The organism is Peptoniphilus timonensis JC401, assembly GCF_000312025.1.
GTDB classification, from domain to species: Bacteria; Bacillota; Clostridia; order Tissierellales; family Peptoniphilaceae; genus Peptoniphilus_A; species Peptoniphilus_A timonensis.
In genome coordinates this window covers 227,791-240,837 of sequence record NZ_HE978595.1, presented here as the reverse complement: position 1 = coordinate 240,837, position 13,047 = coordinate 227,791, and the positions used below count along the sequence as shown (strand labels likewise).

4 protein-coding genes and 3 pseudogenes are annotated in these 13,047 nt (G+C 33.0%); all 7 read left to right on the top strand.

Annotation, left to right across the window (positions count from 1 at the left end; translation table 11 throughout):
- The first annotated feature begins 13 nt into the window (after positions 1-13).
- Positions 14-1,411, top strand: a complete 1,398-nt coding sequence (locus HGPT_RS06400; RefSeq protein ID WP_019139016.1) for a cytosine permease — start codon at positions 14-16, stop codon at positions 1,409-1,411.
- A 231-nt stretch (positions 1,412-1,642) separates the two neighbouring features.
- Positions 1,643-1,783 (top strand): annotated as a pseudogene (locus HGPT_RS08905) (transposase); the annotation flags it as partial.
- 367 nt (positions 1,784-2,150) lie between these two features.
- On the top strand, positions 2,151-3,587 hold the full coding sequence (locus HGPT_RS06390; RefSeq protein ID WP_019139014.1) for an APC family permease: 1,437 nt from the start codon (positions 2,151-2,153) through the stop codon (positions 3,585-3,587).
- Positions 3,588-3,605: 18 nt separating this feature from the next.
- Positions 3,606-4,925, top strand: a complete 1,320-nt coding sequence (locus HGPT_RS06385) for a M18 family aminopeptidase (protein ID WP_019139013.1) — start codon at positions 3,606-3,608, stop codon at positions 4,923-4,925.
- Positions 4,926-5,083: 158 nt separating this feature from the next.
- A complete protein-coding gene (locus HGPT_RS06380; RefSeq protein WP_019139012.1) occupies positions 5,084-7,726 on the top strand; it encodes an S-layer homology domain-containing protein in 2,643 nt (880 codons plus the stop codon).
- Positions 7,727-8,158: 432 nt separating this feature from the next.
- Positions 8,159-9,520: pseudogene (gene purF / locus HGPT_RS06375) on the top strand (amidophosphoribosyltransferase).
- A pseudogene (locus tag HGPT_RS06370) lies at positions 9,510-13,047 on the top strand (phosphoribosylformylglycinamidine synthase); the annotation flags it as partial. The pseudogenes purF and HGPT_RS06370, both read left to right, overlap by 11 nt.

The window sequence follows — 13,047 nt, the reverse complement described above, 5'->3', positions numbered from 1 at the left end:
TGGAGGGTTAAGTATGAATAATAATAATAACTCACTAAAAAATAAAGAGCTCATGCCTACAAGTGATAACGAAAGAACTATGTCGTTGGCAGATTATATTATATTGTGGTCGGGAATGACAATAAACATAGTTGCGTTTAGTTTAGGGGCACAATATTTTGATAATGGTAAAGGGCTGTCACCTCTTATGATATCGCTTGTAATGATTATAGGGTATGGAATTGTTACATTACTTACAGCGATGGTTGGGGATATTGGAACAAAATATGGAATACCGTTTGCAGCATATATAAGAGCTCCATTCGGCTATAAGGGATCATATATAGCCAGTATAATTAGAGCTATTCCTGGGCTTTACTGGTTTGGTTTTCTAACATGGGTTGGGGCGAATTCACTAAATACAATGTTCGGTATATTTGTCCCTGGCTTTGATAATTTGACTGTAATTATAATTATTTTTGCAGCAGTACAAATTATGAATACTATGTACGGAGTAGAGGCTATGGCTAAGTTTGGTTGGATTGCGATTCCGTGTTTGGCCATAATGTTTACGGCTATTACTATCAAGATACTGAATGTCTATAACATCACCATACCAGACGTAATGGCAACTACTGCTGAAGGTGGTTACTCAATACCGTTTGCTATATCAGGTATTGCAGGCGGATGGATTACAATGGCACTTAATGGTGGCGATTTGACTAGACAAATAAAAAGATATCCTGATTTCCATAAAATGAATTTTTGGAAAAGAAATAAAAGAGCTATAGTTGGACAAGTAATTGGGTTGATGCTAGTTGGAGTATTAACTATGCTTGTTGGAGTTATAGCAGGAATAACAACAGGATTCTGGGACTTAAATGATGTAGTACCTCATCTTTTTACAAATAAAGTTATGGTATCATTGTGTTTGATAGTTATAATGTTTGCTCAGTGGAGTACGAATACAGCTGCTAACTTGCTTCCACCATCACTTGCTTTATTAAATATTTTTCCTAAGTTAAAATACTCATACAGTACAATAATCTGTGGATGTATCAGTATTTTGATGATGCCATGGAAATTACAAAGTCAAGGTGGATTCCTGGTTACTATTCAGTCATGGATCTCATTAATGTTAGGACCAGTAATCGGTATAATATTAACAGATTATTTCTTGATAAGAAAAACTCAGGTTAATATAAAAGACTTATATAACCCTGAAGGGCAATATAATTATAAAAATGGATATAACTTTGCAGCAGTTTTAGCAACATTTTTATCATTCGGTCTGGCCCTATTTGCTGGGGACTATGCTTTTTACGCAGGACTTTTAATAAGTGTTGTAGTATATTATGTTTTAATGAAATCTGTTGTGTTGAAAAAGTATGACCAAAATATAGGTAAGTCAGTCCTATTAGAAGAAAACTAAGCTCTGGAACTAATGGAATATATTTTAAGAAGGTAAAATTTATTTCAACGCTATGTCAAATATTGAGGAGACTCGTTAATTCGAGTCTCTTTTTTGTTCGCTTTAGCATGAATAAACCACCAGCTATGCTGGTGGTAGGAAAAAAAGCTTTAGCTTCAAGCAAAAAACCTTCCATGATAAACTATATATGTTACTGGCAGTAGCATATATAGAAAAGGGAGGTATCCTAAAATGAATAAAAATAGTTTATCACATACATCCTGGAATTGTAAGTATCACGTAGTATTTGCTCCAAAATATAGGATACAAGTAATTTATGGAAGATTAAAACAAGATATAGGGAATATATTAAAGGATTTATGTGATAGAAAATGAATAAATATAAATAAATATAATAGAAGCGGAATGCTGCCGGTAATAGGCTCTTAAAGGGGTAAAACAAAATTTTTAATAAGAAAACAAAGGAAAAATACACTTTTAAATTCTCTATAAAATTGTATTTTTAGAGAAGAGTCTTGAGATGAAATTTTTATAAATATAATAATTTCTCACGTAAAACCACTATAAATTTGTATATTAAGGGATATAAAACTTTATTTATAAAGTGATTTAAAGCGTCAATCCAAAAAAGCAAGCAAGAAAAATGTTTTTATAAATTCTTATTTTCACTAGACGACTTATTTTTTTAAGGTTATAATTAACTAAATCATGCAATTATTTTTATGAGAGGAGAGTTTAAATGCAAGATTCACAAAAGAAAATTAAGTGGAATGCGCTGGCTTTTATGGCATTTTCCACTTTATGGGGTTTTGGAAATGTTGTTAACGGTTTCGTATTCTTTAACGGAATTCAAGTAATATTTTCATGGATCCTAATGTTCGCACTTTATTTTATTCCAAACGCTCTAATGGTTGGGGAACTTGGTTCAGCCTTCAAGGATGAGGGTGGTGGAGTTACATCATGGATAAGATCAACTTCTAGCGATAAGCTAGCTTATTACGCAGGTTGGACTTATTGGGCATGTCACATTACCTACATCGCTTCTAAGGGTTCTGGTGGACTAAAGGCAATGAGCTGGATGTTCTTCCAAAACGCAGAAGTTTATGACTCACTACCAACTGTTTATGTACAAATCGCAACTCTAGCAGTATTTTTAATTTTCTGTTGGGTAGCAAGTAGGGGACTTAACCCACTTAAAAACCTTGCAACTATTGCAGGTTCAAGTATGTTTGTTATGGGTATTCTTTATATTTTAATGATGCTTGCTGCACCAAAGATCAATCCAAATGGTGGTTACCAAGCTATGGACTGGTCTCTTAATAATTTAATCCCAACATTTGATATGAAGTATTTCACTTCTTTATCAATTCTTGTATTTGCTGTTGGTGGTATTGAAAAGATGAGTCCTTATGTAAACAACCTGGAAGGTAACCCTTCAAAGCAATTCCCTAAAGCAATGATTTTTGCTGCTGTAATGGTAATTATTTCAGCTATTTTTGGTACTATTGCTATGGGAATGATGTTTGATCCTGCTATTATTAATTCAGATCCAGCAACTTTTGACTCTTATGCAGCTAATGGTGCTTATTGGGCATTCCAAAAAGTTGGGGAATATTATGGACTTGGAAATGCACTTATGATTGTTTACGCTTTATGTAACACTATTGGTCAATTCTCTACACTTGTTGTAAGTATTGATGCACCATTAAGAATGCTACTTGATGATGATAAGACAAATAAATACATTCCAAGAAAGCTTCTAAAGAAAAATAAATATGGAGCTTACATCAATGGTATTAAACTTATAATTGTTCTTGCTGGTTCAATTATCCTTGCACAAATTCTTGTGCCAGGTGCTGCAACAGTATTAAGACAACTTACAAAACTTAACTCAATTACAATGCCACTTCGTTATTTATGGGTATTCTTGGCATATATTTTCTTGAGAAAGAACAGAGGCGATGTAGAAAGAGATTTCTACTTTACTCGTAAACAAGGCCTTGCTTTATTCTTTGGCTTCTGGTGCTTTATAGTAACAGCTGCTTGCTGTATGCTAGGAATGATTTCAGATGACCCAATGCAAATGGCACTTAACGTAATTACACCACTTGTACTTGTTGCACTTGGAGTAATTTTACCAATGATAAGAGCAAAGGAAGATAAAAAACTTAGCTAAATTCTAAAAGGAGGAAGTATGAATTATTTAGAAACTTCAAAAGAATTGTTAGAATTTATTAGAAAGAGCGCAAGTATGTTCCACACAGTTGACACTGTGAAATCATACCTTGACGCAGAAAATTTTACAGAATTAAAAGAAGGCGAAAGCTGGAATATTGAAAAGGGCAAAAATTATTACACAACAAGAAATGACTCAAGTATAATTGCCTTTAAAGTGGGTAGTGACTTATCAGACTACCACTACCAACTTGTGGCTTCTCACTCTGATTCACCAACTTTTAAAGTAAAAAGTGTGCCAGAGCTTGAAGGACCAAAGGACTATGTAAAACTAAATGTGGAAGTGTATGGAGGACCAATTGATTCAGTTTGGTTTGACAAGCCACTTACACTTGCAGGAAGAGTCCTAGTAGAAGAAGATGGAGCTATAGTTTCAAAGCTACTAAATATCGATAAAGATCTTTTAATTATTCCAAATGTTGCAATCCACATGAATAGGGATGTAAATAAGGGCTACAACTACAATAGACAAGTTGACCTACTTCCACTATTTACAACAGGAGCAATGAAAGTTGGAGATTACAACAAGATGATAGCAGAAGAACTTGGAGTTAATGAAGATCAAATTATTTCTAAAGATTTATTCCTTGTAAATAGACAAGAAGGAAAAATTTGGGGTTACAAAGATGAATTTGTATCATCACCAAAACTTGATGACCTTGAATGTGCCTTCACTTCACTTAAAGCCTTTTTAGAAGGATCAAATGATTTGGCAGTAAATGTTTACTGCTGCTTCGACAACGAAGAAGTTGGATCCAACACAAAACAAGGTGCCATGTCTACTCTTTTACAAGACACATTAAAAAGACTAAATGCATCCCTTGGCTTTGAAGAAGAAGAGTATCACAAGGCAGTTGCAAAATCTTTCCTTGTAAGTGCTGACAATGCTCATGCAGTTCATCCTAACCACAAGGAATTAACTGACGATGAAAACAGAACTTTTATGAATGAAGGTATTGTAATAAAAGAAGCTGCAAATCAAAAATACACATCAGACGCTTTTTCACAAGCAGTATTTAAGAAGATTTGTGCTCTTGCTGATGTGCCAGTTCAACACTTTGCCAACAGAAGTAATATGCAAGGTGGATCAACACTTGGAAACTTATCAAATACACAAGTATCCCTTCACGCAGTTGATATAGGACTACCACAACTTGCAATGCACTCCAACTATGAAACAGCTGGAGCAAAGGATCCAGCCTATATGGTTAAGGCACTTACAAAATATTACAACTCAAATATAAAAATAGAAGGAGCATCAAAAATCTCCATCGAATAAGATTTAAATTCATAATTTAAATAAATACTTTTTTGGGCAGACTTAGGTCTGCTCTTTTTTTGTTGAAATAAAATTTTACATAGCTTTTACTTTTTATAATCTCAATATAAATATTATTTTTTTATAATTACCCATGGAAAAATGAGGAGGTTAAAAAAGTGAAAAATAATTGGAGAAGAAGTTTTTTGTCACTATTTTTACTTGTTGCATTGTTTGTATCATTTATTCCAAGTGGAATATTTGCACAATCAAAAGTAGTTGCAGAGTGGGATTTTAACAGGGATAATTCTACAGGTTCAATTATTGATGGAAGTCTTGTAATTAAAGATGTCAGTGGCAATAATAATGACTTGTTAATGCAAACTTACTCAAAGGGTCATTTGACAGAAGATAAGTCTAGTGAAAATTGGGAAGATTTTTTAAAGTTTTCTGATGAATCCGTCAATGGAAAGGGATCAATTGAATTTGCTGGACTTGCAAAAGATAAGGGAGCTGATTTTATTACTAATAATGATGCAGCAATAAATAAGGAAACTTTTGAAGAAGGTTATACTATTGAGATTTTATATTATTTGCCAAAGGATTGGACTAGTAAAGATGAATGGATGGGGATTATGGCAAGACAAATTGACAAAACAGAAGATGTTAAAACTATGGATGAACCACAATTAGGTTCAACATCAATAGCAGTTTCAAATTGTAAAGAAGTGCAGTACTTAACAGCAAATAAAGACGACTCACACATGATGGATTCATCTGTATGGTCTGTTGCCATGGATAAGGGTGGACAATGGTATCACATTGCCATAACTTGTGATGACAAGGGAAATATTAAATCATATCTAAATGGAGCTGAATCTTTTAGAAATTACAATTCTAGGGACGGTGGAGAAATGAAGGGAATTTTTGCTGATCCTAAGGATGGAAGATTTAGAATTGGTTCTTCTTGGTGGAAAGAAGGAAGTCAAAGTTTGGATAAATTTTTAAATGGAAATATAGAAACTATAAGAATTTCAAGAGGAGAACTTGATAAAAGTGAATGGATAGTAAAAAATCCTGAAGTTCTTGCTGGAGATTTTGGATCAAATAGAGAATTTTCTTTAGAAAATAAAAATAATTATAATTTTGTATTTTTGCCAGACACTCAAAACACAGTAAAATTTAGAAAAGATGTAATGAATACAGCGATTGAAGGACTTATAAATGATGCGAATAAGGGAAATATAAAAGCTGTTGCTCATCTAGGAGACATAGTCGAAGATTTTGATTCAGAAGAACAATTTAAAGATTCTAGAAATATTTTTTATAAACTTGCAGATTCTAATTTAAAAACTCTGATTATACCTGGAAATCACGATTATTTACCAGAAGCTGGCTATAAATATGGCGACAAAGATTTCTATTTAAATCCCAATAACAAACCACAAGATTTATTTTATACCAATTATTTTGGAAAAAATTCAGAATTTTTACAAAAAGCAACTTATTTAGTAAATGATTCTCCTTCTGGAAGATCTTCTTACATGAAGGTAAGGGCAGGTTCTTATGAATATCTTATGATAGGACTTTCCTGGTATGACCTGGGACGAGATAAAGAGTGGTTTGAAAATATTTTAAAGAATAATAGAGAAAACCCAACAATTATTGTCAGTCATAACATAGTTGATTGCTCCTACACAGAACCATCTTCAGTACAATTATCAAAAGTTGGCGATGAAATTTGGAATATTATAAAGAAGTATGATCAAGTTTTTATGACAGTATCTGGACACTATCACGGGGCAGGAAACAAGATCTATCAAAATGACAATAATAAAATGGTCCTAACTGTTTTAGCTGACTATCAATTTTCCTATAATGGAGGAAATGGATTCTTTAAATACGCAGAGTTTGACGAAGATAACAACAAAATTTTCTTAAAAACTTATTCTCCTTATGCAGCAAGTCTTGATGAAAGTGAAAAAACTTTCTTTGATGTAAATTATATGTCTGGCAAGGGAAATGATGATTTAATTGACTTTAACTTTAGGGACAGATTTAATTTTGCAAAAATATATCCTAGAGAAGATAAGCTAGACGATAAAAAGGAAAACAAAAGTGAAATTCCTTGGACAGAAATAGATGATAATGCTAAATATAAGGATAATGAAAATAAAATTGATAGCATCTTTACAAGACATCACCGTGAAAAAACTTATCCAGTAGATGTTACCTATTCTCTATCTTCAAAGAATAAAAATAATATCTTAGATAAAAGTTATGAAACAAAAAATATAGAAGAAAGAGATTACAAAAATCACTGGGCTAGTGAATTTATAGAAAAAGTTTTAGATAAAAAGCTAATGGATTTAGATGCTGGAAAGTTTTATCCAGATAGAAATGCCACTAGGTTAGAACTTGTAAAAGCACTTGCAAAGATGCAAGATGTCAATCCATCAAATTACAATGAAAACATCTATAAAGATTTAGATAATAACAAAGACAAGGGATATGTAGTCTGGGCTAGCAAAAATGGAATTATCTATGGATATGATGATGGTGAATTTAAAGCTAATAGAGAAATTTCAAGAGAAGAAGTAGCCGCTATTTTAAATAGATATGTTGAAAAATTAGGCATTTATAGGAAAGAATTTAAGGATATTAAATTTAAAGACGAAGATAAAATATCAAATTGGGCAAAAACAGAGGTCAAAAAATCTGTTTCCAGAGGACTTTTCCAAGGAAGAGATGATGGAAGATTTGACCCTAAAGAAAATATTAGAAGAGGGGAAATCTCAAGGGTAATTGTAAATTTACTCTAACAATTTAAATAAATACTTTTTTTGGGCAGACTTAGGTCTGCTCTTTTTTATGCTTTAGAAATATAAAAAGTTTTTAAGTTTGGAAAAATATATTTTAGATTGATTTTATGGACAAGTTTATTGGGATTTTTGATGGAGTAAAAAATTATTTAAAAACATAATGAAATTTATTCTAAATTTAAAGCTAATTATTACAAATTTTTCTATTTATGATATAATTACTTTATTATGAATTGGAGGATTAGTTGATTTTATGATTTTCTTGCCTGTGTTTTCAAAAGTTTCTATACATAGAGATTACGGACTTAGAAACGCAATATTTGCGACTAATTTTTCACATACAGATATTGATAGCTCATCTTTTTGATGAGCTTTTTTAATTGGAGGAAGAATGGAAGATTTTTATTATTGGAAGAATGAGGTGGAAGACTAATGTGTGGAGTTATAGGGATTTACTCACAAAATGATGTGAGCAAAAAATTATTTTACGGACTTAATTCTCTTCAACACAGGGGACAAGAAGCAAGTGGTATTTGTGTCTTTAATGGAGAAAATATGGTATTAGATAAGGGTATGGGTCTTGTCTATGATAATTTTGATGATGAAAGTTTCTTAAAGTTAAAGGGAAATATTGGAATTGGTCATGTCAGATATGCAACAGCTGGTGGATCTTATGAATATAATTCACAACCACTCCTTGCTTTTTCTAAGAACAAGGAATTTGCCCTTGCTCACAATGGAAATCTTGTAAATCATGAATCAATTAGGTCTGAACTAGAAGATGAAGGTATGCTTTTTCAAACTGCAATTGATACAGAAGTAATTCTTTCTCTTGTTGCCAAGTATTACCAAGGCGACATTATTGAAGCTGTTAAAAAAACTATGGCAAGGATAAAGGGAGCTTACAGTGTTGTAATGCTTTTTGAAGATAAATTAGTTGCTTTTCGTGACCCCAATGGTTTTAGACCACTTTTAATTGGCAGAGCAAAAAATGGAGAAGTTATAATTGCATCAGAAAATGCTCCTCTTGAAATAATTGGAACTGATGCTATAAGAAATGTTGAACCTTCAGAAATTGTTGTTGTCGACAAGAAGGGCATCCATTCTGATTTTTTGAAAAGGCTGAAAGAAAACACTGCATCTTTGAATATGTTTATTTTGCAAGAACTGATGCAAATTTAGATGGAGTTAACTCATATAATTTTAGAAGAAGATGCGGAGAAATTTTATCTAAGGAAGCACCTGTTGATGCGGATCTTGTTATTGCTGTTCCAGACTCAGGAACACCTGGTGCAATGGGTTATGCTCAAGAATCTGGAATTCCTTTTGCAGAAGGTCTTGTAAAAAAATAGGTATATGGGAAGAACTTTTATAAAGCCAACAGCTGAAGAAAGAGAGCTTTCTGTAAAATTAAAGTTAAATCCTCTTGAAACAGTTTTAAAGGACAAGAGAATAATCCTTGTAGATGATTCTGTTGTAAGGGGAACAACTTCCAAGAATTTGATTAAGAGAATGAAAAAAGCTGGTGCCAAGGAAGTCCACATGAGAGTTGTTTCTCCTCCAGTAAAATATCCTTGTTATTATGGAATAAATACGCCATCAAGACAAAAACTTATTGCTGCAAACTATTCTGTTGAAGAAATGAGAGAAAAAATAGGTGCAGATTCCCTTGCCTTTATATCTATGGAGGGAATGTTAGATGCAACTTTGATGAAAGAAAATAATTTCTGCGAAGCTTGCTTTAATGGCAATTATGCAGTTGAGCCAAAGGAGTTAATTGAAGATGAAAAATAATGTTAAAAGAATTTATATCTGCAAGAAAAATGAATTTGACCACCAATCAAAGGCCCTAAGAGAAGAAATCAAAAATTCTCTTGGCATCGAGCCTACTTATATTAAAACTTACAGGAGATACGATATAGATGTATCAGATGAAACTCTTGAAAAGACTATGGCGAGTGTTTTTTATGAAGCTCCAGTAGAAGAAGTTTATTATGAAGATTATAAAAAATTAGAAGATTCTTTTGAAAATCCAATAGGAATTCAATATCAAGCAGGTCAATTTGACAATAGAGAAGACGGACTTGTTCAAACTCTTGCACTTTTTACTGATGAAAAAATCAGGGCAAAGGTGACAGAAGTTTATGATATTGGTGGGGTTAATGAAAAAGAACTTGAAAAGATAAAAGCCTTTTTGATTAATCCAGTTGATTCGCAAGAAGTTGATGTTTACAAGGAAACTGAACTTCGTGAAGATGCAAAGAAAAACCACGAAAATCTAGTTTATGATGGTTTTAATGAACTTGATAAAGATGGTCTTGTGAAATTTGTGGAAGAAAAATCTCTTGCCATGAGTCCAGAAGATTTGGAAGTTTTGCAAGATTATTTTAAATCTGAAAATAGAGATCCAAATGAAACTGAAGTTGCAATAATAGACACTTATTGGTCTGACCACTGTAGACACACAACCTTTAACACAGAACTTGATGTTGATTTTAATGTAGTGACAGAACTTGATAAGGAAATTAAAAAAGCTTTTGATGACTACCTAAAGATGAGAGAAGATTTAGATGTCAAAAAGCCAATTACTCTTATGGGACTTGGCACAATTTTATCCAAGGAACTTAGGAAAAATGGCAAACTTGATGATTTAGAAGTTTCATCAGAAATAAATGCTTGCTCTGTAAAAATAAAGGCTAAAGTGGAAGTAGATGGAAAAGAAGAAGAACGTGACTATCTACTTATGTTTAAAAACGAAACTCACAATCACCCAACAGAAATTGAACCTGTTGGAGGAGCTTCAACTTGTCTTGGTGGGGCTATAAGAGATCCACTTTCTGGAAGATCCTATGTTTATCAAGCTATGAGAGTAACAGGAGCAGGAGATCCTTTCACTCCAATAGAAAAAACTCTTGAAGGTAAACTTCCACAAAAGAAAATCGTCACAGAAGCAGCTCTTGGATATTCTTCTTATGGAAACCAAGTTGGAGTTGCAACTGGTCTTGTTGATGAATTGTATCACCCAGGATATGTGGCAAAGAGAATGGAAACTGGCGCAGTTATAGCAGCATGTCCTCTTGAAAATGTAAAGAGAATCGAACCAAGTGAAGGAGATATTGTAATCCTACTTGGCGGAAAAACTGGTAGAGATGGAATTGGTGGAGCAACTGGATCATCAAAATCTCACAATGTTTCTTCTATTGAAACAGAATCTGCCCAAGTTCAAAAGGGTAATGCACCAGAAGAAAGAAAAATCCAAAGATTATTTAGAAATCCAAAGGCAGCAAAATTAATCAAAAAATGTAACGACTTTGGTGCAGGTGGAGTTTCTGTTGCCATAGGCGAACTCGCAGACTCTATTGAAATAAAATTAGATAAAGTTCCATTAAAATACATGGGATTAAAACCAAGAGAAATTGCAATTTCAGAATCTCAAGAAAGAATGGCAGTTGTTGTAACTAAAGATGATGTAGATAAATTCATGGAACTTGCTGACAAGGAAAACTTAGAAGCAACAGTTATTGCAAGAGTTACTGGCGATAATAGACTTAAAATGTACTATGAAGATGATCTTATCTGCGACATGAGCTATGATTTTGTAAATCAAACAGGTGCCAAGAGATTTGAAGAAGTTGAAGTTGCTTCAGAAGACCTTCCAGAATTTTTGGAAAATAAAGATGGACTTGAAGATCTTGAAAAATATTTATCAGACTTAAATATAACATCTAAGAAAAATATGATTGAACTCTTTGATTCATCAGTTGGAGCTGCAACTGTTTTACAACCACTTGGTGGAAAAAAACAAAACACACCAGCACAAGTTATGGCAGCCCTAATCCCAACAGATGAAGGAGAGTCCAAAACAGCATCAGTCATGTCCTATGGATTTAACCCTGAGCTATCTTTTGAATCACAATATCTTGGAGGTTACTATGCAGTAATAGAATCCATAGCAAAACTTGTGGCTGCAGGTGCTCCCCTATCTGGCATAAGACTTTCCTTCCAAGAATTTTATGAAAAAATGGACAACAAAAAATCTTGGTCAAAACCACTTAAATCACTTCTTGGAGCATTAAAAGCATCAAGATTTTTCGAAGCACCTCCAATTGGAGGCAAGGACTCAATGAGTGGAAGTTTTGAAGATATAAATGTTCCTCCAACACTAATTTCCTTTGCAGTAAATACTGTTGATGCAAAAAATATTATAAGTCCAGAATTTAAGGGAAAAGGAAAAATTGGTATCATAAAGACAAATAGAGATTCTATTGGAGCACTTGACCTTGATGAGGCAAAAGCAAACTTCAAAAAACTTCAAGAAGAAATTGAAAAAGGAAATATAATTTCTGCAGCAGCAATTAACCACAAGGGAAGCCTTCCACAAATTTTTGAAATGGCAATAGATAACACTTGCTTTGACATAAAATTAGAAGATTTATATTCACCACTTTATGGATCTTTTATAGTAGAATACCTTGAAGATAGGGACTTTATAGAAAATCTTGGTGAATTTAAAGAAGGAGAAATGCTTGTAAATGGAGAAAAATTAGACCTAGAAAAACTTTCAAAAGCATATCTAAACACAATGGATAAAATCTTTAAGCCAATTGATTCAAATAAACTTGAAAAATTTGAACAAAAGAAAGCTCCAAAGAGAAGAATGAAATCCAAAAAGCCAGTTGATGAAGTTAAAGTCATTATACCAGCTTTCCCTGGCACAAACTCAGAATATGACACAGCAAGAGCTTTTGAAAGAGCTGGAGCAAAAGCTGAAGTGCTTGTATTTAGAAATAAAGACGAAAAGAGCCTAGAAAAATCTATAGAAGAATTTGCAGAAAAAATATCAGATGCACAAATACTTGCAATCCCAGGCGGATTTTCACTTGGAGATGAACCAGGCGGATCAGGTAAGTTTATTGCAAATGTAATTAGATCTGAAAAAGTAAAAGATGCAATAGAAAAATTATTAGAAGACAATGACGGGCTAATCCTTGGAATTTGTAACGGCTTCCAAGCTCTAGTTAAAACAGGACTACTTCCTTATGGAAAAATTAAAGACCTTGAAGAAGATGACCCAACTCTAACTTATAACACTTGTTCAAGACACATAGCTAGAGTAGTCGACACAGTTGTTATGTCAAATAATTCACCATGGCTTGCAAAGCTTCAAGAAGGAAAAACTTACAAGGTTCCAATTTCTCACGGAGAAGGAAGATTTATAGCAAGTGAAGAAAAATTAAAGATATATTAGATAAAGAACAAGTTGCAATGTCTTATGCCGATGCACCAAATGGATCACTTCTAAATGTAGAAGCCTTGATGTC

Excerpts from the sequence above, each read along its gene's own strand:
- HGPT_RS06390 (WP_019139014.1), top strand. The coding sequence starts at position 2,151 with ATGCAAGATTCACAAAAGAAAATTAAGTGGAATGCGCTGGCTTTTATG.
- HGPT_RS06400 (WP_019139016.1), top strand. The coding sequence starts at position 14 with ATGAATAATAATAATAACTCACTAAAAAATAAAGAGCTCATGCCTACA.
- HGPT_RS06385 (WP_019139013.1), top strand. The coding sequence starts at position 3,606 with ATGAATTATTTAGAAACTTCAAAAGAATTGTTAGAATTTATTAGAAAG.